General features: G+C 63.9%; 22 protein-coding genes. 3 read left to right on the top strand and 19 right to left on the bottom strand.

What is annotated here, in order from left to right; translation table 11 throughout:
- Positions 1–2 precede the first annotated feature (2 nt).
- The 7 genes from EP7_RS01855 to EP7_RS01825 form a co-directional block, all read right to left on the bottom strand.
- Positions 3–137: a hypothetical protein gene (locus EP7_RS01855; protein WP_463525867.1), complete on the bottom strand. Its 135-nt coding sequence runs from the start codon at positions 135–137 to the stop codon at positions 3–5.
- Positions 138–173: 36 nt separating this feature from the next.
- Positions 174–689 carry a hydrogenase maturation protease gene (locus EP7_RS01850; RefSeq protein WP_463525866.1) on the bottom strand — a complete coding sequence of 172 codons (516 nt, stop codon included), beginning with the start codon at positions 687–689 and terminating at the stop codon, positions 174–176.
- Complete coding sequence (locus EP7_RS01845; protein WP_463525865.1) at positions 686–883, bottom strand: hypothetical protein; 198 nt, start codon at positions 881–883, stop codon at positions 686–688. Before EP7_RS01845 ends, EP7_RS01850 begins: the two co-directional genes overlap by 4 nt.
- A 97-nt stretch (positions 884–980) precedes the next feature.
- Positions 981–1454, bottom strand: coding sequence for a hypothetical protein (locus tag EP7_RS01840; RefSeq protein WP_463525864.1), 474 nt, complete (start codon positions 1452–1454; stop codon positions 981–983).
- Positions 1455–2053: 599 nt separating this feature from the next.
- The gene (locus EP7_RS01835) at positions 2054–2713 is read right to left on the bottom strand and encodes a DUF6084 family protein (protein ID WP_463525863.1); all 660 of its coding nucleotides are present in this window, start codon (positions 2711–2713) and stop codon (positions 2054–2056) included.
- Positions 2694–3341 (bottom strand): DUF5947 family protein, encoded by a 648-nt coding sequence (locus EP7_RS01830; RefSeq protein WP_463525862.1) that lies wholly within the window; start codon positions 3339–3341, stop codon positions 2694–2696. Before EP7_RS01830 ends, EP7_RS01835 begins: the two co-directional genes overlap by 20 nt.
- Positions 3338–3568 (bottom strand): NifU family protein, encoded by a 231-nt coding sequence (locus EP7_RS01825; protein ID WP_463528475.1) that lies wholly within the window; start codon positions 3566–3568, stop codon positions 3338–3340. Before EP7_RS01825 ends, EP7_RS01830 begins: the two co-directional genes overlap by 4 nt.
- Here EP7_RS01825 and EP7_RS01820 point away from each other — a divergent pair.
- The gene (locus tag EP7_RS01820) at positions 3515–3943 is read left to right on the top strand and encodes a hypothetical protein (RefSeq protein ID WP_463528481.1); all 429 of its coding nucleotides are present in this window, start codon (positions 3515–3517) and stop codon (positions 3941–3943) included. The genes EP7_RS01825 and EP7_RS01820 overlap by 54 nt on opposite strands.
- On the opposite strand, the gene EP7_RS01815 is transcribed toward EP7_RS01820, so the two are convergent.
- The 6 genes from EP7_RS01815 to hypF form a co-directional block, all read right to left on the bottom strand.
- Complete coding sequence (locus tag EP7_RS01815) at positions 3915–5720, bottom strand: nickel-dependent hydrogenase large subunit (protein ID WP_463525861.1); 1806 nt, start codon at positions 5718–5720, stop codon at positions 3915–3917. The genes EP7_RS01820 and EP7_RS01815 overlap by 29 nt on opposite strands.
- Positions 5721–5732: 12 nt before the next feature.
- On the bottom strand, positions 5733–6806 hold the full coding sequence (locus EP7_RS01810) for an NADH-quinone oxidoreductase subunit B family protein (RefSeq protein ID WP_463525860.1): 1074 nt from the start codon (positions 6804–6806) through the stop codon (positions 5733–5735).
- Positions 6807–7335: 529 nt separating this feature from the next.
- Positions 7336–8424: a hydrogenase expression/formation protein HypE gene (hypE, locus tag EP7_RS01805; protein WP_463525859.1), complete on the bottom strand. Its 1089-nt coding sequence runs from the start codon at positions 8422–8424 to the stop codon at positions 7336–7338.
- Positions 8421–9587 carry a hydrogenase formation protein HypD gene (gene hypD, locus EP7_RS01800; RefSeq protein ID WP_463525858.1) on the bottom strand — a complete coding sequence of 389 codons (1167 nt, stop codon included), beginning with the start codon at positions 9585–9587 and terminating at the stop codon, positions 8421–8423. The genes hypE and hypD overlap by 4 nt, the downstream gene beginning before the upstream one ends.
- Positions 9584–9835, bottom strand: a complete 252-nt coding sequence (locus EP7_RS01795) for a HypC/HybG/HupF family hydrogenase formation chaperone (protein WP_463525857.1) — start codon at positions 9833–9835, stop codon at positions 9584–9586. The genes hypD and EP7_RS01795 overlap by 4 nt, the downstream gene beginning before the upstream one ends.
- A 9-nt stretch (positions 9836–9844) precedes the next feature.
- Positions 9845–12121: a carbamoyltransferase HypF gene (gene hypF, locus EP7_RS01790; protein ID WP_463525856.1), complete on the bottom strand. Its 2277-nt coding sequence runs from the start codon at positions 12119–12121 to the stop codon at positions 9845–9847.
- Positions 12122–12745: 624 nt separating this feature from the next.
- Between hypF and EP7_RS01785 the strand changes: the two genes are divergently transcribed.
- Complete coding sequence (locus tag EP7_RS01785) at positions 12746–13027, top strand: helix-turn-helix domain-containing protein (RefSeq protein ID WP_463525855.1); 282 nt, start codon at positions 12746–12748, stop codon at positions 13025–13027.
- 80 nt (positions 13028–13107) lie between these two features.
- On the opposite strand, the gene EP7_RS01780 is transcribed toward EP7_RS01785, so the two are convergent.
- The 5 genes from EP7_RS01780 to EP7_RS01760 form a co-directional block, all read right to left on the bottom strand.
- Positions 13108–13722: a SprT-like domain-containing protein gene (locus tag EP7_RS01780; protein WP_463525854.1), complete on the bottom strand. Its 615-nt coding sequence runs from the start codon at positions 13720–13722 to the stop codon at positions 13108–13110.
- 147 nt (positions 13723–13869) lie between these two features.
- Positions 13870–15819, bottom strand: coding sequence for a hypothetical protein (locus EP7_RS01775; protein WP_463525853.1), 1950 nt, complete (start codon positions 15817–15819; stop codon positions 13870–13872).
- 79 nt (positions 15820–15898) lie between these two features.
- Positions 15899–16735, bottom strand: a complete 837-nt coding sequence (locus EP7_RS01770; protein ID WP_463525852.1) for a hypothetical protein — start codon at positions 16733–16735, stop codon at positions 15899–15901.
- A gap of 207 nt (positions 16736–16942) precedes the next feature.
- Positions 16943–20974: a carboxypeptidase regulatory-like domain-containing protein gene (locus tag EP7_RS01765; RefSeq protein WP_463525851.1), complete on the bottom strand. Its 4032-nt coding sequence runs from the start codon at positions 20972–20974 to the stop codon at positions 16943–16945.
- A 2-nt stretch (positions 20975–20976) separates the two neighbouring features.
- Positions 20977–21402, bottom strand: a complete 426-nt coding sequence (locus EP7_RS01760) for a BlaI/MecI/CopY family transcriptional regulator (protein WP_463525850.1) — start codon at positions 21400–21402, stop codon at positions 20977–20979.
- A 219-nt stretch (positions 21403–21621) separates the two neighbouring features.
- Between EP7_RS01760 and EP7_RS01755 the strand changes: the two genes are divergently transcribed.
- Entirely contained in the window at positions 21622–22686 is a 1065-nt protein-coding gene (locus EP7_RS01755; protein ID WP_463528474.1) for a spore photoproduct lyase family protein, read from the top strand.
- Between the two features lie 20 nt (positions 22687–22706).
- Here EP7_RS01755 and EP7_RS01750 read toward each other — a convergent pair whose 3' ends face one another.
- Positions 22707–23627: a DUF6321 domain-containing protein gene (locus EP7_RS01750; protein WP_463525849.1), complete on the bottom strand. Its 921-nt coding sequence runs from the start codon at positions 23625–23627 to the stop codon at positions 22707–22709.
- Between the last annotated feature and the right edge of the window lie 165 nt (positions 23628–23792).

Raw genomic sequence — 23792 nt, 5'->3', positions numbered from 1 at the left:
CCCTACATCGATTTATTTCTGATGTATTTTCCCATCGATCCGAATGCGAATAGCGCGCCCACGGCCAGGATCAGCAACGTCACCAGTGCAATGACGACTCCGGCCAGGAATTCGGCAATGTCTTGAATAATTCGCATGATGAATGCTCCTCCATCGAAACGACTAGCCGTGGATTACTGCATGGCAATGACTTCTCGACCCTCGCGAATCTGAACGACGAGTGACTCGACCATCCGCACGGCCTCATCGAGAGCCTCCTGAACGGGCGAGCTCAAATCGGCAGGCGGATCGTTATCTTCGTCGAACGGAGTCGGCTCGCAGCCAACCAGGAGGACACGCTTGGAACGTCCACCAAGTGTGAGCACGAGGCGGAGGACCTTGACAGGATCGAGAGAGTGCGTCTCGAAGGGTGTCGGCTCGTTGACGTCGGCCCCCGCTTCCCAATCGGGCTCGATGAGATAGAGAGTGCCGGGCGGCTCGCCGCGAGGGACGGCGTCGACCAGGATCGCGACGTCGACGGCCTCATCAAGCAAGGCGAGGGCCAGGTCAAACCCGCGAATCCCGAAATCGACCAGGCGGACCCCTTCCGGCCGTGAACGCACCGACAGGCGACGCGCCACTTCGCACCCGAACGCGTCGTCTCCCAGGAAGATGTTGCCGATGCAGGCGATGAGGAGTCGAGGAGTCATGATGCCTCCCCTCGTTCGTCCATGATCGGCTCGACCTCTTCCGGCCGGAAGAAGAAGCGGTGACCGGGCTTCCCTGACAGGCCGAGATCGCGGCCGGGATCGTCATCGACAATCACGGCAATGTGGATTCTATTTTCGTAATCCTGCTCGATCGAGGCGATGACGGCAGATTTGCCCTTGAGGGCGATGTCCATGATATCGGTGTCGCCGAGCGGCCGAAGGCGGACGGGGTCGCCGACGCGAAGCTCGGCCCCGACGACGTGGACGCTCTGAAGCGGAGGCCCTTCGAGTTCACCCCAGAGATCCATGTTCTGGCCCTCCCGAGGCCGGTCGTCGTTCCCGGAAGGTGCCGTGCAGGCTCATCAGCTCTCCACGCACCATCGATTCAGCGCGAGCCAGGATGGCTCCGCCGCGTTCGTCGAGCGCGACCATCGAACGCTTCTCCTCGTCGCTCAGAGTCATGATCCTGAGCGTGAGGATCTCGTCGATCTCGGTCGAATCAAACAGGTCGCCAGGACTCTCCGGCGCGATCTGCGGATAGTCGTAAAGAATGATCGGCGATGACAACATCGTGTCGGTCTCACCCTCGGCCCCGACCAGCACGGGCCAGGTTCCGACGTTCTGACAGCCGGCCGCAAGCTCGCGAAGTGGCTCCGGCGGATCGAGTAAAGAGATCAACGATCCATTTTCGGTGCCGAGAATGATGTGCGTCGAGGACAGAGCATGCAGGAGCACCTCGTCGCGATTATCGGGCGTGACGGTCACGAGCGGCGTCCGATTCTCGACTCGGGCCGTGATCTGATAGACGCCTTCGCGAACACGCTCAGCCGAGAGGTCGACGACCCCTTCAATTCGGCGGAGCTGACGCTCGAAGAGCCCAAGAATCGCCCCTGAAGGCTCGCGGATCGGTTCGCGTTCCGTCCCGGGGCCGAAGCCGAATTCGACTCGGCAAGGGCTGGCGACGAGCTCGCTCATGGCCACGTCATCGAGCGGGATCTCCCGTTCGACTGCCTCCTGCCAGGAGTGAATGACTGTATCACCGACCGCGAGCGACTCGACGAAACGGACAGGGATCGACCCGTCGCCGGGCCATTCGACCTGTGGTCGTTCAAGCTGACCGACACGACGTAAGACGACATGCAGAAACCTGACCGAGACTGTCAGGATCGTTTCAGGGCCGCCCGTCGCGAGGTATTGCGCCTGCATTGCGCTGGTATCGGATCCAATGCGGCCGGCGGTGCACGATGGCGGATACAGACCTCCGAACGACCAGCGCTGGCGGTTCTTCACCGAGGGTCGATAGGGATAGAGCAGATAGCCTTCATAAAGGAGGGCGTTGACGAGCCGGTCCACCATGTGTCGATTCACGGTTCCACCTGCTCTCGGCTGGCGTCCAGAAGTCGCTCCAATGCCTGTTCCCACGACGACAGACCGAGCCGGCTCTTGAAGAGATAGAGCTGGTCGAACACGTCCTGACGCAGGCAGAGCCAGGCGATGTTGGGATAATAGTGATCCATCATCGCCTTCCAGGCCTGAACCGGGAGCCGGAAATCGGCCTCCTTTTCCCACGAGATCGGGGTCGCCTGGAGCGGGCCGTCCTCCTCCTCCGCGGAGAAAATGGTCCCGCTGAAGAGCAGGCAGAGGGGAACGTCACCATCCTCCAGGGCATAAAAATACTTGGTTGCTGCGAGGTTGAAATCATACGTACAGGGAACCGGTAGATCGACGACCGTCTGAGTGGTGAACGGCGGCACAATCAGGCTTGTGTGGGTCCAGAGCATGCTCCTGAGCGTCTGGCCCCAGCGTGCGGGCTCGCCGAAGAGGTCGAGGAGCCGCTGTTGTTCGGACACGACGTATTTCCTGCGAGTCGGCTCGATCCGGATCTGACACCGGAGCGCAACGGCCGGGATCGGCAAGGCCTCGAGACCCGCGACATCGGTGATTTTCAGCTTGAGGTAGAGGAGCGGAGACGCTGCGTGCGGGACAGGCTCGGCCCGCTCGACCTCAAAGTTCAACTCGGGCATGGGGGGTCCCTCCCGACGGTCTAGACCGCGCCTCGAGCCCTTCGAAGTATGCGACAATCTGCCCCCAGACGGCCGCGCCCCCCGAGAAGCCGTGCCAGTACGCTCGGATCAAGCCGACAAGCTTGTAGCACTCGTCGACCGAGACGAGATACGTCGCATTTGACCCGTTCAGACGGTTGACGAGCAGGGCTTCGACGTCTGGTTGGAGAGTGCGGAGAACGAGGTTTTCCGAGACGAGCCGGTCCCAGCTTTCCAGGGTCAGGAGCGATTCGGTGGCCCCGGCCGGGCTCGGGAAATAGGCTTGCACGCGGCCGGCGGCAGAATTATGGAGGAAGAACGCGAGGTTGATCGGGAGATGAAAATCTTCCCAGATCTCCTCGCTCATTCGGAAATCGTCGAGCGAATCGGCGCGTGGAGGGACGCGCTGATAGCGGGCATCTTGCAGGCCACTGAGGCAGATCGAGCAGGCCGTGCACGCGCAATGAAGCTGTCGTGTCGATGGCTCCAGGAGGTGTGAATGCTCCGGAGCGATCGAAGCCCCGCAGAGTTCGCATCGCTCGGCCGGGGGACGAGGGCGAACGAACTGGCGGAGGACGCTCCAGGGGCGTTGTTCCGTCGACGGCATCATCGATCCCCTCCGATCCGGATCGGTGATGGAGCCCCAATCGTCACGATCGGGAGCGAGGCCAAGTGGGAGGGTTCGGCGGGCCCCTCGAGCTCGATGGCCGCGACGTCGGGAGCCGCGTCGAGAATGGCCCTCTCGATGGTTTGCCTCAGTGTTGCGGCCGAGGAGGGGCAGCCTTGACAGCTTCCCTTCAGCCTGAGCCGGACGACTCCGTCATCGATACCCAGCAGCTCGACGTCACCACCGTGCGTGGCGAGTTGGGGGCGGACGCGGTCGAGGGCCTGTGCGACCCGCGCACCGAGGTCGTGAGGGTGGAGATCGTGAAGCAGGAGGAGGTTGGAGGTCAGGTCGTCACGCGCGATCGCTTCCATGATCGCGAGGCCGGGGGAGCCAACTCTGGTGACGTGGCCGATCAGGGCCGCCAAGGCGGCACCGTGGAATTCGAGCAGTGCCTGGACGATCTCACGGGCCTGTGCCTGCGCGGACGGGTCGGCGAAGCGCTCGATCTCTTCGATCAGCGTTTCAATCCGACCGATCCGGCCGCGGAAGTCGGTGTCGGTGGCGTTCATCCGGTGGTTACTCCGGGCGTTGAGAGCCGAACATAGGGGAGTGGCGGACCTCAAGAGTCTTGCCGTTCCCCAGGAACATATGAACGCCGCAAGGCAAGCACGGATCGAAGCTGCGGACCGCCCTCATGATGTCGATCCCCTTGAACTTATCGGGCCCGTTCTCCTCGAAGATCGGGGTGTTCTGCACCGCGTCTTCATAAGGGCCAGGTGTCCCGTAGCAGTCGCGAGGATTGGCGTTCCAGGGGGTCGGAGGGTAGGGGTGGTAGTTCGCGATTTTACCGCCGCGGATCACGACGTGGTGCGAGAGGACGCCTCGCACCGCCTCGTGGAATCCGCAGCCGATCGCCTCGTCGGGAACCTTGAACTCGGTCCAAGTCTTGGTCCGGCCGGCATGAAGTTCCTTGAGGGCTTGCTCGACAAAGTGAAGCGCCGCCGCCGCGGAATAGGCCTGGAAATAGGTGCGCGCCCGGTCGCGTTCGAGGGCGTTGCTCCACTCGGGGATCTTCCACTCAAACTCGACTTCGGGCTTCGAGGCGGTCTTGGGAAGATAGATCTTGACGCTTCGGCCGGTGGATTTGATGTAGCCGATGTCAACGATCCCTGCCAGCGCAGTCGCCCAGAGCCGGGCAATCGGGCCGCCGCCAGTATCGAGAGCGAGGTAGTCCTTGGTCCGTTCATCGTACCAGCGGGGCGACATGACCCACGTATACTTGTCTTTGAAGTCGCGCTTCTGCGGCCTCGGCAGCGTCGTCTGGTTCCAGGGATGACGGGGGTCGACCGGGTTGCCGAGCGGGTCGTGCTTGACGAAGATCTCGCCGTTTTCTTGCCAGTCGTCGTAGTAAGAACTCCCCAACAAGATCCGGATACCGAGGTTGATCTTGACCAGGTCGGTCGTGACGAGCTCGCCGTCGACCACGATCCCCGGCGTGACATACATCGCTCGGCCCCACTCGGTCATGTTCTTGTACGTATAATCGCAGACGTCAGGGTTCTGATACGAGCCCCAACAACCGAGCAAGATCCGCCGTCGACCCACTTCCTCGTAGCCCGGCAGGGCCTCGTAAAAGAAGTCGAACAGGTCGTCATGGAGCGGCACGACCTTCTTCATGAATTCGACGTACTTCATCAGCCGAACGAGGTAGTCCGTGAAGAGTTGGACCGTGGGGACTGTGCCAACGCCTCCAGGGTAGAGTGTCGAGGGGTGAACGTGCCGCCCTTCCATCAGGCAGAACATCTCGCGGGTCATCCGGCTCATCTGGAGGGTTTCCAGGTAGAATGTGCCGGTGAACGGGTTGAGGGCGCGCATGATGTCGGCAATCGTCTTGTAGCCGTGCAGTTCAGCGTGGGGCGACTCGGTCCGCTCGGCCAGGTTGAGAACGCCAGGGTTGGTCTCCTTGACCATCTTTTCGCAGAAGTCGACGCCGACCAGGTTGTCCTGGTACAGGTTATGGTCAAACATGTACTCGGCCGCTTCGCCGAGGTTAACGATGCATTCGGCGATGTTGGGCGGGCGGATGCCGAAGGCCATGTTCTGAGCGTAACACGCGCAGGTTGCGTGATTATCCCCGCAAATCCCGCAGATCCGGCTCGTGATGAAGTGGGCGTCGCGGGGGTCTTTGCCCTTCATGAAGATGCTGTAGCCCCGGAAGATCGACGAGGTGCTATAGCATTCGGCGACCCTGCGGGCCGCGAAATCAATCTTCGTGTAGATCCCCAGGCTCCCCACGATCCGGGTGATCGGATCCCAGGACATCTCGACCAGGTTGCCGGCCGAGGCGCGAACGTCTTTCTCGGGGGTGACATCGATGGCCATCGAGCCTCTCCTTTATGACCTGACGGGTGTTTGAGGGCGGTATCCGGTGGTCAACTCGGGACGATTGTGACGCCACTTGGGCTCCTTGTTGGCCGTGTCCATGGTCCAGTGGCGGAGTTTTCGGATGATCCGGCCGTACAACCCGATCGCGGTCGATGACAGTCGTGCGCCTGGCGGCTCGTCCATGAACGGCATGAACTTGTCGGGGAACCCCGGCATCGTACAGCCGATGCAGATCCCACCGACGTTGGGACAGCCCCCGATGCCAGCCATCCAGCCTCGCTTGGGAACGTTGCAGTTGACCACCGGCCCCCAGCAGCCGAGCTTGACCAGGCACTTCGGAGACCCGTACTCGGTCGCGAAATTGGCCTCTTCGTAGTACCCCGCGCGGTCGCAACCATCGTGCACGGTCTTGCCGAAGAGCCAGGTGGGCCGGAGGCAGTCGTCCAGCGGGATCATCGGCGCGAGACCCGCCAGCTGGTAAAGCAAGTACAGGAGCGTCTCCATGAAGTTGTCGGGCTGAACGGGACAGCCCGGCACGCAGACGATCGGCAGGCCCGCCTTGGATTTCCAGTGCCAGCCGAGGTAGTCGGGCAGGCCCATGCAGCCGGTGGGGTTCCCCTCCATCGCATGGATGCCGCCGTAGGTCGCGCAGGTGCCGATCGCCACGACGGCCGTGGCCTTGGGGGAGAGACGGTCGATCCACTCACAGGTCGTGATCGGCTGCCCGGTCTTCTTGTCCGTACCGAGCGCGGCCCAATACCCTTCCTCCTTGATCTTCTCATTGGGGATCGACCCTTCGACGACCAGCACAAATGGCTCGAGCCGGCCCTCGTCGGCCCGATACCAGTAGCTCATAAACTCATCGCCATTTTCGAAGGCGAGCACGGGATTATGAAGGTGGACCTTGGGGAGCCCCGGAATGGCGCCGAGCAGGACATCCTCGATGCTGGGCTGGGTGGCCGCCGTGATCGAGACCGAGTCGCCATCGCAGCCGAGACCGGCCGTGATCCAGAGAATGTGAACTTCCTTGACGGCAGACGCTCGTTGCGTCTTTCGTCCGTAGGGGACCGTCGCTTCTGCCATGATCCGACTCCTCTCGCTTGTGGGACCCTCAGGAAGAGCGGGTTAGGTCAGTCCGGTCTCGCATGACCGCACTCGATCAAGGCGACGATTAAGCTCCCTCCGATGATCTTGCCCAGCCTCGACCGGAGAAGGAAGTGGCCAAACCGGGGAAGCGGCGCTCTCCGCCCGGCGAAGATCTCCACGGTCCCAAAGGCCACGTGATGGAGGCCACCTGGCCCGATGGCCGCAGAGATGAGCCACACTTTGACGTAGGCATTGACCAAAGACTTGCGGTCGCTTCCCATCGACATCGGTCAGCACGAACGCCATGGAGAATGGGCCGCAGTCCAGATCCAGCCCCGCCGCCAGGCTGGAGATCGACAGTGCGAAGGACAGCCGATCAAGCACGCCCAGCCCTTCGATGATCTCGTGGTACATGACCTGCCACGCGGTCCTCTTGGGCTCGGGCTCCTTGACCTTCACGTGTTTCAAGGCGGAGCTCATGTCGGCACCCCTCCCACACGGCGATGATCTTGGGTCGAATGGAGGATCAGCAGATGCGCGGCAATTGTTCCCCTGAAAGCAGGGTGACGACCCGTTCGCCTCCCACGAGCGATCTCATGGTGACCATGCCCGGATGCTCGGCCACGATCTTGCCAATCAGGGCCGCGTCCCGGCCCAATGGGTGCGATCGCATGACCGTGACGAGCCGCTCTGCATCCTCGCTGGGGACGACGGCAATCAGCTTACCTTCGTTGGCAACGTACAAGGGGTCGAGCCCGAGCATCTCGCAGGCACCTCGGACCTCGGAACGGACCGGGATCGACGCCTCGTCGAGCTTGACTCCCACGCGAGACGCCTCGGCCAGCTCATTCAAGGCACTCGACACGCCGCCTCGGGTCGGGTCGCGCATCGCTCGGATCGAGGGGCAGGCGTCGAGCATGATTCGGACGAGGTCGTTCAGCGGGGCGGTATCGCTTTCGAGCACGGTCTCGAATTCGATCCCCTCGCGTACTGACATGATGGCGATCCCGTGATCCCCGATCGTCCCGGATACCACGAGGCAATCGCCCGCCCGAGCCGACCGGATCGAGAGCGAACGGCCCTCGGGCACAAGGCCGATCCCCGCGGTCGTGATGAAAACCTGATCACCCTTGCCCCGGTCGACGACTTTGGTATCACCGGTCACGAGCACCACTCCCGCCTCATCGCAGGCAGACCGCATCGAGGCGACGATTCGTTTCAGATCGGCGATCGGCAGCCCCTCTTCGAGGATGAATGCCGCCGACAGGAAGAGTGGACGAGCACCGCCGACCGCCAGGTCGTTCACGGTCCCGTGGACCGCGAGCTTGCCAATGTCGCCACCGGGGAAGAAGAGCGGTCGGACGACGAACGAATCGGTGGAGAAGGCGATTCGAGGAGCCTTTACACCGTTATCCCCGCCGAGTCGGAGCGTGGCCTGATCCTCGAGTGCGTCGAGCACATCGTTGTCGAACGCGGGGAGGAAGACTCGCTGAATGAGTTCGGCAGTCAGCAACCCACCGCCACCGTGCCCGAGCACGATCCGGTCGTACCGCGACAGGGGGACCGGACAGGCCCCAAGGAGTCCGACATCGATCGTCGAACGGCGATCAGTCATGAGCCGACGCCCTCCCCGCTGGCCACGAGGGGGGCCAGGTCTTCGACAGGAACGATCGATTCATTAGGCCACGCCTCTCGATGCCGACCGTAGGCGAAATAGGCGGCACAAGCACCTTCGGAGGAGACCATCGTCGCGCCGAGCGGGTTTTGCGGCGTACAGAGCCGACCGAAGGCCGGGCAGTCGTGAGGCTTCTTGTTCCCCTTGAGGATCTCTCCGCTGATGCAGATCGAGGATTCGTGCGTCTCGATCCCAGCGACCTCGAATCTGCGCTCGGCGTCGAACTCGCGGTACTCGGGGCGGAGAGTATATCCGCTCTGCGGGATCATTCCGATCCCTCGCCACTTGCGGTTGCAGACTTCGAAGACGTCGTCGATGAGCCTTCTCGACGCGGGATTCCCTTCGGAGCGGACGGCTCGGGCGTACGCGTTCTCGACCTCCGCACGCCCGCTCTCGAGTTGCTTGACGGTCCTGAGCACCCCTTCGAGAAGGTCGAGCGGCTCGAAGCCCGTGATGACGATCGGCACGAGGTAACGTTCGGCGATCGGCACGTACTCGCTCGTACCGACCACGGCACAGACGTGCCCCGGCCCCAGGAACCCCCGGACGCGGTTACCGGGCGACTCGAGAATCGCGGCCATCGCCGGCGGCACAAGCACATGCGAGACCAGGACGCTGAAGTTGGTCAGTCCTCGACGCTTCGCCATCCAAACCGCCATCGCGTTCGGGGGCGCCGTAGTCTCGAACCCGATCGCGAAGAAGACGACCTGCCGCGACGGGTTGGCCGCCGCCAGGTTCACGGCGTCGAGAGGGGAGTAGACGATCCGTACGTCGCTCCCCTGCGACTTGAGCTGCAAGAGGTCGCCACGCGAGCCCGGAACGCGGAGCATATCGCCGAAGGAGCAGAAAATGACGTCGGGCTTCGAGGCGATCGCATGCGCCCGGTCGATCATCTCGAGTGAGGTCACGCAAACCGGGCACCCCGGCCCATGCACGAGTTCGACCTCGGGGGGTAAGATCCGATCGATCCCATACTTCACGATGGAATGCGTCTGGCCGCCGCAAACCTCCATGATCGTCCATGGGCGAGTGACGGTGCGTGCGATTGCCGCCGCGAGCTTCTCAGCCGCCGCGCCGTCTCGATATTCGTCGAGGTATTTCATGGCGAGGATGCCTCCAACTCGTCGAGTTGGTCCATCTCCTTCAGAAACGCGAACACCCGATGCGCTTCGACCTCGTCGATCCGCGAGAGGGCGAACCCGACATGGACGAGGACATAATCATCAACTCGTGCCTCGGGGACATGCTCCAGGCAGACCCGTTTATAGACCCCGCCGAACTCGACTCGGCCCATCAAGACGTCGTGCTCTTGGTAGGTCTCGACCACTCTTCCGGGGACCCCGAGGCACATCGGCGACTCCTATCCTGAGACCACCCCTGACTCCTGCCACGCGGCCGCAATGGCGAGCTGACCCAGGCACAACCCTCCGTCGTTGGTCGGAACTCTCCGGTGCCGGTAGACCCGGAGCCCGTCGCGCGTCAACCTCGCGACCGTCTCGGTCGTCAGCAAAACGTTCATGAAGACGCCGCCGCTGAGGACAACCGTGCGGATCCCGGTCTCCTCGGCCAAGCGCGAGCAGACTCGGGCGATCATCTCAACCAGGGTCGAATGGAATCGGCGGCCGATGACCGACGCCTCGCAGCCGTTGCGGGCCTCCTCGGCCACCTGGGCAATCAGCGGTCGTGTGTCGATGACGAGGCTCGAACCGCACTCGATCGCGAACGGATAGACTCCGTCGTCCGAGACGGTCGATGCCAATCCTTCGAGTTCGATCGCCGCCTGGCCTTCATAGCTGACCCGTTGGCGCACGCCGGCCAGTGCCGCGACGGCGTCGAAGAGTCGGCCGACGCTCGACGTCAACGGGGCGTTGAATCGACGCTCGATCTGCTGATGAACACCGGCCAGCGTCGTTGCGTGAACGTATTCGCGGAGTTGCGAAAGATCATACCCAGCATTGACGAGGTGGGCGGCGGCCATCCTCCACGGCTCTCGGATCGCCTGATCCCCGCCTGGCATGGGAACGTACATCAGGTGCGCCGCACGCCTGAACGCGCGGTAGTCTCCCGTCAGGAACTCGCCGCCCCAGACCGCGCCGTCGGCCCCATAACCCGTCCCATCAAAAGCAACGCCGATGACGGGCTCGTTCAGGCCATGCTCGGCCATGCAACTTGAAATGTGCGCATGATGATGCTGCACCCCAAGCAGCACCAGGGCAGGGTGCTCTGCTGCGTAGCGCGTCGAAGCATAATCCGGATGCAAGTCGTGCGCCAGGAATTCAGGCCGAAAGGCGAAGAGTCGTTCGTAGTGCGTGATGGCCTCGGTATACGACCGGTACGCTTCGAAGTGGTCGAGATCGCCGATGTGATGGCTCAGAATGGCAAGGCGATCGCGTCCCAGTGCAAAGGTCGCTTTCAGTTGCCCGCCGAGCGCCAGCGTATGCCTCAGGCAGGCGATGGGAAGCCTCAATGGTTGCGGGGAATAGCCACGTGATCGGCGGATCGGCATCTCATCGCCCGCGACAAAACGCGTGACCGAGTCATCGCATCGCATGTGGATCGATCGATTATTGGTCATGTAAAGGTCTGCGATGCCGGAAAGGAGAGCTTGCGCATCGTGATCGTCGTAGGCAATCGGCTCGTCGGCCCGGTTGCCGCTGGTCATCACCAGAGGAGTCGCCCCGAGCTCATCGAGCAAGAGGTGGTGCAATGGCGTGTAAGGCAGCATCAGGCCGAGTTCGCGAGTCCCGGGAGCAACCGAGTCGGCCACGTCGACGCCGGCACGTCGACGGAGCAAGACGATCGGTCGTCGCCGGGAAACCAGCAACGCCTCTTCGGCCGGGGAAAGCTCGGCGATTCGACGGGCCTCCGCCGGATCGCGCACCATGATGGCAAACGGTTTCTCATCGCGATGCTTGCGGCGTCTCAACTCCGAGACGACCCGCCCGTCGGTCGCGAGGCAAGCCAGGTGGTAACCCCCCAGGCCCTTGAGGGCGAGGATCCTCCCCTGACGCAACGCGGCGCCCGCCGCAGCCAGCGGATCTTCGGACGAGATCGATTGGCCATGCGCGTCGAGGGCCTGCAACCGAGGACCGCACGCGGGACAGGCGATCGGTTCGGCATGGAATCGACGGTTGCTCGGATCCTGATACTCCGCGAGGCACGCGGGGCACATCGCAAACGACTCCATCGTCGTCCGCTCGCGGTCGTAGGGGGCGCCACGGATGATCGTGAAACGCGGGCCGCAGTTGGTGCAATTCAGGAAAGGATACCGATACCGCCGGTCACGCAGATCAAACAGTTCAACGAGACAGTCGTCGCACGTAGCGACATCAGGCGAGTGGAAGACCACGCCGGTCGCGTCGTTGGTGCTGAGATTAATCTGGAAGAGAGGATCGCCGCGAGGCCTTCGGGCCACCCAGCGGACTTCGTCGATTTGCACCAATGGCGGCGGCTGGGACGTCAGTTCGGTCAAGAACCGGTCCAGTGAGCGACCTTTTCCCTCCACCTCGATCAGCACCCCGTCGGTCTGATTCCTCACGAAGCCACGAAGTCCGTACCTCGAGGCGAGATGGTGAACGAAGGGACGGAAGCCCACCCCTTGGACGATTCCTCGGACAGAAATCGCTCGACGTTCCATCGGTGTGCTCCAGGCACAAACTGCTCATCCTCGAATTCAAGAGCAACGGTCCCCGGCCGCGACGTGGCTCGCTACGAGTGCAAGCGATCCGTTCAAGAAGAATCAATGACATCGATGGTTTCGAGACCTTATCTCTCACAGGCTTCCACTAACCCAAACTTCTGTCAAGAACTTAATCTGACTGATGCCAATTGAAATCACTTTTCGGCCAGGGCGAGCGAGGAGTGCGACAATTCACGCAGCAACTCCGGGGATTCAACAGTCTGTGGCGGCTCCCAGTCCGGAAAGTCTCCCTCGAAGCCCAGCAGGCAAATTGCAGTGGTCGCTCGATCGCCCGTGATCGGCCTCCTGAATCGCGACTGTCCGGGGGAGGGAGTGAACCAACCGAAATTCGTGGACGAGACCGGACGTGCCGGATTGACTGGCTCGAACATCCTCATCGTGATCGATCGCTCGGCGACGGAGCACCGAGCGGCTCGGCAGGCTCCTCCGAATCTCGGCAGGCCAGGTCGTTGTTTAGACTCGGAAAGATCTCATCGTTCGCATCGATGTCTGGCGTAAGCAATTCTTCGGAGATACCATGACCTTTGGTCAGAGGTCCCCTGCCAGGTTCAGGAGCATTCGATGACCGATAAGACGACCGACGACTCGCTTGATGCAGGGCTCGATGCCGGGAGGATCGCCCTGACCTCGCGGCTCAAGGCTCTCCGACACGAACTTTTCGGCGAACGTGGAGGGCCGGAACTGGCGAGGATCTTGGGCTTGCCAGTCCGGACCATGTACAACTACGAGTCCGGAGTCGTGATCCCCGGCGAGGTCCTGGTCCTCCTCGTCGAGCGAACGGATGTCAGTCCAACATGGCTCCTGACCGGACGAGAACCGATGTTGGGATCGGGAACGGAGTGAGGCCGGGCGGTGTCATCCAATGGGGAGCTCGGAAGTTCCACAGCCAGAATCTCGAATCGACGCGATGAGCGATTCCGGCATCAACGGGGCCGGAATCGCCATGCGAGTTCGCTCCGATGCGGGCATTTGCAGCGCCAGACGCCCGCCTTTGGCCTGCGTAACCGGAGGTGCACGGCCTCGCAGCCCGCGCACCGGGCCTCCCATCGTGCCGACTCCTCGACGGTTTTCGGCATGATAGGCTTGAGCGCCGGATCACCCATGAACTCGAAAACGAGGGGTGTCCGTGCCTCGCACCGGCATCGGTAGCCGCCCACGCTCATCGGTCGCTTGTAGCGGTGAAACGTCTTCCGGCAGGCCAGGCACTTCGCCTGCCAATCACCCGGCGTGACGACCGTCTCGTGCGAGGTGTCGCAAGCTCGGGGCGTCGCACCCAACCGGATGGCGACCGCTTTCCAGGCCAGGCCATGCTTGGCGGCGGGGCCGGCAATCGCGTGGGCAATCTCGTGCAGGAGCGTGTCGAGGACCGTCGCAGGCGTGTTATTCAAGGCGTGAAATTCGGCGATCTCGATGCGTTTCGTCCGATACTTGCAGACGCCCATCCGACGCTTCGTCTTCGCCAGGCCGAAGGTCCAGCCGCGCAGGCCGTGCTTCGCCAACTCCTGACCAGCGATCGCCTCCAGTTCCTTCAGGTCCATGCCCGACTCTCCAGGATCCGATCCCAGCCCGCGATCATCTGGCCGGGGCGGGATCTCCCCTCCTCCTCGTCAACCGACAGGGCCGGGCCTTACGCGACCGTGAGTCGACACGGCCACGACCCGGACTCGCTTCGAGGAACGCCCCCATCAGCTCCCGGCTCGCGGTGCTTCCGACCAATGATAACGCAGGCCGGCGAAGGCTTCGTTCCGGGCTTCCATGGATTTCCGCAATTGGCTCTTCAAGGTCGGGATCGTCGACCGCTTGATCTCGCGGAGCTGCTTCTCCGCGTCCGCCAGGTCGTTGCGCCACGCATTCGCCTGCTCGCCGTGGCCGTGAGGGATCAGCTCGATCAGCCGAACCTGCTCCTGGGTGATCGTCGCCGCGTCTGCCTGCCTCTCCTTGATCTCGGCCTGGAGCCGATCGACCTCCTTCTGGAGGCGAATGCAACCCTCGACGGCCTCGTCCCCCGATGATGGGGCCTTCAACCCAATCACGTCCGTTTGGAGCCACGAGGCACTCAGGCCGACGTGTACCTCCTCAACCCGCTCCTCCTTCACATTGACCTGAAGGTTCCCGCCGGCCTGGAGGATCGTACGAATGCGCTGCCCATCGGGGATGTCCGACTCCTCGTGGTTACCCGAGGACACGGTCACTTCCAGCCTGGAATTGGGCAGGTCGCGTGGATGTTCGATCTCCAGGGCGAATGCCTCCTGGTGGCTGTTCTGGACGCGGTAGACCGTCTCCCGGCGGCTCAACTCCTCGCAATAGCCGATCCCCTCGGAGATCCTGACCCCCAGGCGTCGCGTCTCGGGTCGGCTGCATTCCTTGAAGACTCGGACGCCGGTCTCCTTGGCGTGGACGAGCAGGAGTTCGCCGCCCGGCTTGGTCGGCTCCAGAACGCACTTCCCCTGGAAGTCGCCGTCGAGGAAGACCTCGCAGAGGCCCCGCCCCAGCGAGTGGGTGGCCTGGTTCTTGAAACGGACGGCCCGGAAGGGACGCTGCGGGTCATCTCTCTCCTTGTAGAACAGGATGACCTGAGGATCGCCGACTGGAGCCTTGAACAGTGGGATTATCGCCGACCGCTTGGCGCCGAGATTCACGGGGTCGGGCGACGTGAAGACGCTGAAATCTCCGCTCTCGCGAACCTCGGCCTGAGGCTGATAGGCCTTCTGCATCACCATAGCGTCCGAGAAATCGCTTTCCAGCGCCACTGACCTCATAGCCATTTCGCGACCGAGACCCCGGCTAGCTCCAACAATGTTGGGCATCTGGCTGTCAAAATATCTCTCCGGCATTTCTGGCGCGGCGGCGACCGCCCCGACCGTGCGATCCGCCACGAGATTCACCCGGTCCCGTTCGGGGCGGCGAATCTCGGCGAGGTCGGTCGAGAAGCTAATCGGCTCGCCGGCGATGACCGTGATCAGCGTCTCGGACCAGTCGTCGTCGGTGTCGTTGTCCACGACGGCCTGGCCTTCCAGCTCCGCACCGTCCGGAGAGAGTCTCAGCTGGTAGCGGATCTTCCAGGCGGCGACGGGAGTGGCGTACGTCACCGCGGCGGTCGTCGCGCCGGGGTTCCCCCGCAGAGTCAACGTCACCTCGCTGCTGTCCGGCCTGATCCGACCGAGGCTTGCGCGGAGCGACTTGTCGATCTCGGAGCGGACCGCCGGATCGGTGAACCTGATGGCCGTCACCGAGCTCTCCTCGATCTGCTGCACTCCCTTCGCGGTCAGGACGAGGATGCGGCTCTGCTCGTGGAAGACACCGTTGGCTTCCCTGCGATAGGAATGGCGGCCGATGAGCGTGCCCGCGTAGGTGGGCCCCGCGTCGACTTCCACCGAGGCCCCCGCCAGCTTTGTCGCCAGGTCCGAGAAGGGGTTGGCGGGGTTGAGGAACAGCGCCGGGGCATCGGCGTTCGTCGGCGTGTAGGTCGGCGGCTCGGTGATCGTCACGTCGCCGAAGACGCAGAGGGATGAGATCACGTCGTCGAGGTCGGTCTTGCGGACGGGGATCGTGATCCGCAGCGGCTCACGATCCCCGAGCGCATACTCCCGGCGAATGACCGCGGTGCCGTTGCTGTAGAGCCTGACGCTGTTCATGGCCCGCTCCCCTTGGCAATCTCAGGAGGATCGCGGTCGATTCCAGCCGAGGATCGCAAGTCCCATGCGAAATCCGGGATCAGGACCGGCCGCCGACGACCTCTCGTTCCTGGAGCATCCGGCGGATCAGGGCGAGCTTGCGGTCGGCCCTCATGACGTTATGGACCTCGATCTGGCGCGTGTTGGCCCCCGAGGTCCGGACGGTCAGGTCGCCCGAGCCGAAACCCAGCAGCCAGTGGCGGAAGACGTCGTCGCGGTGCTTCTCGACGACCATGCCAAGCGTGTCGAAGGTCGCCTCGCCCGAGCCGACCGCCTCGCGGATACGCAACTGACCCCGGCTGAAGATGATCCGGCTCCTGCGGTCGTAGATCAGGTACGTGCCCGCCCAGATGACGAACAGGAACAGGGCCAGCGAGAAGTAGCCCGACGCGTTGATGTGGATGTCGATCCACCCCAGCGCCTTCAAGATCGCGTCCCACCACCCCAGGGTCGCCAGCAGGACGGAGGCCAGGGCGATGCCCAGCACCACGATCACCGACCAGAGCCCGCGCAGGTGGATGTTGGTGATGACGATGACCAGGCCCAGCGTGATCGCGAAGATCACGCCCGGGTTGTTGCTGGCGGTCATCCGGTTGGTGGGCTGCATGAGCATCTCCGTCTTCCGGTCGAGGGGAAGCGGCAAGCCCAGCGGGGCGATCAGGATGTCGCGTGCCCCCTCATGACCGGCGACGGTGCGAGCCTGCTCGGCCACGGTTCCCAGCGGGACGATGGCCATCTGCTGCCCGCTCAGGTAGGTCAGGCCCGCCATCAGGAAGCCGACGAGCCAGACCGGCCACCAGTAGAAGATGGGCGAGTGGCTGATGAGGACCACTTCACGCGGCAATTCCTCGTTGACGACGGGCGTGGCGACCGACATGAGACGATTCTCCGATGGAGGGGCGAGCCCCGGTGGCGAGAGGGACGCCGGACGAGACGGATCGGCCGGGCCCCGCCGCCTTTGATCCGGCGAGACGGCCTCTCGTCGTCGAGGCCCCGCCGATCAACCCGAGTCAGGACCGGGAAAAACCCCGGACCCGGCCGGCCCCTTAGGATCGCCGCCCTCAGGCGTGATTGCAAGGCCCGGTCAATCGACCTTTAGAGCCTCCTCCACGGCCCGGCCAATCGTGTCGCCCCGCAGCCCGTTCGCCCGGATCATGCCGTCGGGCCCGATCAGGAACGTGGAAGGGATTTGCTGCACGTGATAAGCCTCCTGCATTCCGCCCTCACCCTGGCCCAGGTATCCCTGATCCCAGGCCATGCCGTTCTCGGCCGCGAACTTGCGCGGGGCATCCTTGTCGGCATCGAGGCTCAGGCTGAGCATTGCGAAACGCTGATCCTTCCCATAATTCGCGTAGACTTCCTTGAACGAGGGCAACTCGCCAATGCAAGGGCCACACCAGGTCGCCCAGAAATCGAGCAGCAAGAACCTGCCGCGAAAGTCGGCCAGCGTCAGGACCTTGCCATCCAGGGTCTCGACCCGGAAGTCGGGCGCCGGCTCGCCGATGTTCAGGGTCGCTTTGATCGCCGGCCGCAGCACGCCCAGGTCCAGCGGGACATCGGACTGGCCGCCCTGGATTGGCGGGACGAGGAACTGCCTCGTCGCGGTCGCAATACGCTCGGGATAGGCATTCCAGATCTCATCAGGGCTGCACTTCACCTTCAGGAAATAGGTGCCGGCGGGCACGTCGTCGATGCGAATGGACCCGTCGGGTTGCACGGTCGTCGGCTCAATCTCGATCCAATTGCGTCGGTACTCGCGCCCCTCGGCCGACGCCCACCACTGTTTGGTCCAGGTCGTCGACGGCTCGATGGCGCCGGCCGGTGGTGCGGGGATGTGCGGGCGACCGCTCTGGATCTCGACGATCGTGCGACTCGAGTAGTCGTCGGTCGGGTTGTTCCCAACAGGGAACTGAACCTTCGCGATGACCGGTCGCCCGCGTCGGCCGACCTCGACCCGGCTGGTCTCGCCCGCGTGCACATCCACGAGCGTCCCATTATCTCGCGATCCGCGCGGGACGGACTTGCGATCGGGCCCAATTCCGACCCTGACGTCGCCGGGGACGATTCGCTCGATGAGGAAACGACCTTGCTTGTCGATCACTGCCTTGCCGCTGGCATAGATCGCGGGGACGTCGGGATTGCCGAGCCGATCGGATTGGTAGCTGATCTCGGAGCCGGGGCCGGTTTTGATGCCGGGCAAGGTCGAACCTTCGATTCGCCCCCAGGGCTTTAATCTGATTCTCGGATCGGCCTCGAGCTCGGACCGGCTGGGCTCGGCATAACCGTCGGAGTGGACGATGACCACGGAGAACGACCCTTCGTCCGGCCCAGGCCGGTTCAGGGCGAATCGCCCTCGTTGATCGGTCTTGACGACCTCCTGACCCCGCCCCGGCTTGATCGTCCCGTTCACGATCGAGACGGGATGAGACCCGGCCGTTTCGCTGGGAAGTGCCAGGACGACGTCCGCACCCTCCAGCGGGGAACCGTCGGGCCGGTTGACAAATCCGGCGATCTTGCCTCGATCGGTCGGCCCACGACTCTTCACGAGGCGGATGTCCTCCTCCTTGCTCCCTGCGTCGCTGCGAAATGGGCGTGTCTCAAAGTCTTGATATCCTGGTGCCTTGATTCGAAGGCGATACTCAGGATAGTCCTCGGCGTCGAGCCAGACCGAGTACCCCGCATCCGGATCGAATGCATTCGGCCTTGGTTTCCACCAGATCTCGCCCGACGCTGGATCCGGCAGGCCGACTTCGAGATCGGCTTGCGCGACGGGCTTGCCGGTCTCGTCGTCCAGGATCTTGCCGGTGACGGAGAGCCTCCGATTGAGAGGCAGCGTCACTTTCTCTTCACCCGGGAAGATGTCGCGAGTGACGATGAGTTCGCTCCCCAGGCTCGCGGAGATCTGGAAGGTATCCGCGGGGGCTGAATCCCAGCGAAACCTCCCCTCCGAATCAGTCACGAAAACCTCGCCGATTAACCTGAGATTGCGCCAGGATCCGATGTACACGTTGGCGTTCGGCATCGGCGTCCCACGAGAGTCGACGACGCGGCCGGAGAAGGGGCGGGGCGGGTCAAGCTGGATCGAGACCGGGCCGGATTTCTCGCCGACCTCGACGGTCTTCAGGCCGGGGGCGTGCCCAGGGGCCTTGACGATGAGCGTCGTCGGGACGGGCCGCGTGTGGGAAAACCGGAAGTGTCCGGCTGCGTCCGTGACCGTCTTGTCGAGGAACATGTCGAGTGTACTTCTCGCGTTCTGCGCATCGGTCTTGCCGACGTGGGCGCCCGCGACGGGACGGCCTTTCGAGTCGGTGACGATCCCGTCGAGAGAGACGCCACGCGTCATGACTTCGACGTCGGAGAAGTCACGCAGGGAGGCAATCGATTTGACGCCGGGCCTCGGCCTTCCAGACGGATCCATCTCGGCGTGGAATCGAGGATCGAGTTGATCATTGCCGACGAAATCGGGATGGGATAGGTAAAGGGATGCCGATTTCATCGCCCGGAAGGAGCGACTCCGCCACCGGCCCACGGCATCGGTGATCGCGGGGACTTTGTATGCACGCTCGCCTTCGATCGCCTCTCCCCCAAGCTGGCCACTGATCTCGACCTTGGCCCCGGCGATCGGCTTGCCTTCCTCGTCCGTGACGAGGCCTCCGAGCGTCTCGTCGGCGGGGTGTAACCTGACGGTAAGCGTCGCGGTGACATCGGGGAATTTCGGGTTATCGCGGGAGAAGTAATGCTGCTTCTGGACGTAGCCTTCGGCCCAGATTTCAAGGCTGAGGCTCTCCTTATACCTCCGCTTGGAGAGGTCGACGCGGACCCTGCCGTCGGCATCCGCCAACTTGTCGGCCTCGGTGAAATCCATCTCGACCTTCACAATTGCGCCAGGAAGCGGCTTACCGGTGTCATCTGCCAGCACCCGAATATCGACCGACTTGGTCTCAGCACTCGGCCTGGTGACGACTGGCCTGGCCGGCGCGGGGTCGTCGGCCGCTCGTGAGGCTCGGGCGAACTGGAGGGTTCCGAGGAGGCCTGCGAGGGACAGGATCAGGGCGGCGAAGGTGAGGCGGGCGGGGGTGGGCATCAGGCAGCGGGATGAGCCGGCGGTGCGGTCGATCCAGGCGAGGCGATGGGCCAGGTTGGTGGGGCGGGCCATGGCCAGGCCGAGCGCCGCGTCGGGGCGGCGGACGAGGGCGGCGGCGACGTCGAGGAGGGTGGCGCGGTAGGCGTTGGCGTCGCCCAGGGCGTGGACGCAGAGGTCGTCGCAGGACTGCTCGCGCACGGATCCGATGATCCGGCCGAGCGGCCAGGTGAGCGGGTTCGGCCAGTAAACGATCTGCACCAGGCGGCGCACCAGGTTCCAGCCGAAGTCGCCCCGGCGGATGTGGGCCAGTTCGTGGAGCAGGACCGCGTCGATGAGGGTGGGGGATTCGTCCGCGGAAAGCGACCGGGGAAGGAGGATCGCGGGCCGCAGCCAGCCCACGACGAGGGGGACCGTCACTCGATCGGAGGCCCGCAAGGCCACACGACGGGAGACCCCGAGCCGGCCTCGCCAGCGTTCCAGCACCGCGAGCCAGGCCGAATTTGCGACCGGCGTGGAACTGCGGCAGAGCCTGGCGACCGCCGCCAGGGAGCCGAACAACCTTGCCGCGAGCAGTGCGATGACGACGAAATAGACGCCACCAATGATGGTGAACATGCCAATTCTACGGGCAGGAGCGTCCGAGGCGAAATCGGGAGTTCGCGAGGCGATTCTCGGCCCGATCGGGCTGACGAGCAAGCGGGGCTCCGGCCTCATGAACGGGGTCGCGACAGCGATGGGGCGAGGGGCCGGGGGGGCGGTCGCCGGCATGGTTGCCGGGCGAGCGACCTCGACGGCCGGCCAGGGCAGGGGGATGTTCAGCCTGGGGACGAGGAGCGTCGTGACCGGCAGCAACACCAGCCCGACGAGGCAGGCGTTCCAGAGGGCCGACCGGGCCAGGGCCCGGCGCGGGCCGAGCAGGGCGTGCGCGGCGTAGGCCGCGGCGAGGAACGCGCCGGACTTCAGGGCGACGTCGACCGCGATGACGAGGGCCGCCCGGGCAGGCGGAAAATCGATCGGCAGGATGTCGAGCATGGTCAGGCTCCCTGGTCGGTCCCGCGGCCCTTGGTGCCTCGCTTGTCGTTCGCCTCGACGCGCCCCGGGGGATTGGCGCGGCGCAGCTCGTCGAGTTGCTTGAGAGTAATCTGCTCGTCTTCGATCAGGCGAAGGACCAGGTCCTCGGCCGAGCCACCGAAGAACTGCGCCAGCAACCCCGACAGGGCGTTGCGCTGCGCCTTCTGGCGGGCGACCGCCGCGCGGTAGTGGTAGGCCTTGCCCCGGACCTCGTGGGTGACATACCCCTTGGTTTCGAGCACCCGCAGCATGGTCCGGATCGTCGAATCATGCGGATCATCGGGCAGGGCCTCGCGCACATGATCGGCGGTCGCCTCGCCCAGCCGCCAGAGCGCGTCCATGATCTGCGACTCGCGCCCGGTCAGCGACTCCGACCGTCCTCGTGCCATCGCTCACGCCCTCCTGTTGATTCTTTAACAGAAGTGCAGGTTAACGCGGCTTGGCGATGGCCGCAAGCGGTTTCGTTAAAGAAATAACAGGAATCCCTCGCGCCTGGACGGGCGTCTACAATGGGGGCCGAAGCGGGTTCTGGTGCCGTCCGTAGTGCGAGGGGCCTGACGATGGTCGAGGCGGATCGTTCAACGCTGGTCTCGGGCGTTCCGGCGGGGCTGGCGGCCTCTCGGCTGCTTGACGTGGAGACGATCTACCTCGAGCCCGCGGTCCGGCTTTATGAGCGTGGGCGAGACATCCTGGCCCGGTTCCCCGATGCGCGGCAGGTTGTGGTGGGGTCGCACTGGAACATCGCCGGCTTGCGCAAGGACGAGCGGGCGGCGGAGGACTGGCTGGCGATCAAGAAGGGAGTGCTGGTGCTGGGCACCCGCAAGTCGATGGACGTGCGCCCCAACGGGCGTTCGGCCGACTTCATCGCGCCCGGGTACTCCAACGGCTGCGCGATGGCATGTTCGTATTGCTATGTGCCCAGGCGTAAGGGCTACTCGAATCCGATCAGCACCTTCGTGAATATCGAGGACATCTGCGACGCGATCCGCCGGCATGCCGAGGGGCTCGGGCCGAAAACCACGCCCAACCAGGTGGACGAGCGAGACTGGGTCTACGACGTGGGAGAGAACGGCGACGGGTCGGTGGATGCCTTGATCTCGGACAATCTGAAGGACCTGGTGACGTTGTTCCGCGACCTGCCCGGGGCCAAGGGGTCGTTCGCCACCAAGTTCGTCAACAAGAGCCTGCTGGAGTACGACCCGCGAGGCAAGACACGCATCCGTTTCAGCCTGATGCCGCCGGTGATCGCGCGGGTGGTCGATGTGCGGACCACGCCGATGGCGGGGCGGATCGCGGCCCTGAACGAGTTTGTCGAGGCCGGATATGAGGTCCACATCAACATCAGCCCGGTGATCTATTATGAGGGGTGGCTAGAGGACTATGACGAGCTTTTCCGCCGGGTCGACGCGGCGCTCTCACCCCGGGCCAAGGCGCAGCTCGCCGCGGAGGTGATCTTCCTCACCCATAATCGTGAGCTGCACGAAGTGAACATGGCCTGGCACCCCAGGGCCGAGGAGTTGCTTTGGGTGCCCGAGATCCAGGAGGCGAAGGTCTCCGAGACGGGGGGCCGGAACGTCCGCTATCGCCGGGGGCTGAAGGGGGCCCTGGTCGCCGACCTCACCCGATTGATGGGCGAGCGGATGCCCTATTGCCGCATCCGCTACGCATTCTAGGTTCTAGATGTCTTGAATTTTCAGGAGGTCGCCTTCCTGACGGCCTTCTTCGCCGCCTTGGTGTTGGCGACCGACGTCTTGCCCCCCTTCGATGCCGCATTCTTCTTGGAGTCGGTGGCCTGTTTCTGGGCGGGGGTCAGCTCGTCCCAGGCGGCCTCGGGCAAGTAGCGGGCAGTCTCGCCGTCGCGCTCCGCCGGCTTGCCGTCGGCTGTGGTCCAGTCCTGATCGGTCCAGTGATCCAGGTGCTCCTGGCTCTCGGTCTTCATTGCCTTTCCACGGGTATAGCCGCCGCCGGCCTTCTTATACTCGGCGGCCAGAAGCTGCGACTTGCGGGCGCTCCACTGGTCGGGCTTGCCCCCCTTGTCGCCGGCCATAATTTGGGCCTTCAGGCGCTCGCGCAAGCCGGGGTCGGTGTAGGTCTTGTCGGTCGATTTAGAGGAAGCTTTCTTGGAAGCGGCCGGTTTCGCCTTCGGCTTGGCATCGCTGTGATCGGCCTTCTTAGCCTTGGCCTTCGGAGCGTTCGTTTTGGTCCCTGCCTTGGACTTCTCGGAGTCCTGGGCCTTGTGATAACGATCGAGCAGATCCGCTCCCTTCTCGGCCAGCTTCTTCGCATCCGCGGGCGTCTTGGGGACGGCCTCGCCCCAGGCGTGGGCCTGCAAGGCGAGACGGGTGGGCTCGCCCTTGTCGTCGACCAAGGGGCCGCGCAATGTGACAAAGTGGCGACGCAGGAAAGAGCCCTTGCGCTTCATGTCCTCGGGCGTCATGTCGGCCAGCGGCTTGGTGACGCCGGGCCTGAGGTTGGCCCCTTCCGACTTCTTGAAGGCCGCCCGGCCGGCGGCGGTGAGGCCTCCCTTGGGGTCCTTGGTCGGCCCCTTGCTCGCGGTCTTCTTGGGGCGGGCCTTGGGCTTCTTCGAGGCCGAGCCTTCGCCTTCGGTTGCCATCGTCAAAATCCTCGTTGAGGCGGCCTGGGCGGTCGGCATGCCGACTCCGCAATCGTCATGCCCGTCGCGAAGGTTCGGGAAATCTGGGCGATGAATCGGACGAAATCACGCATGCGGATTGGACGGGATCGAGGCGGGCCGGCTTGCAGGCCGGGCCGTTGGGGG

Source organism: Isosphaeraceae bacterium EP7 (genome assembly GCA_038400315.1).
GTDB lineage: Bacteria > Planctomycetota > Planctomycetia > Isosphaerales > Isosphaeraceae > EP7.
This window is presented reverse-complemented; position numbering and strand designations above follow the sequence as displayed.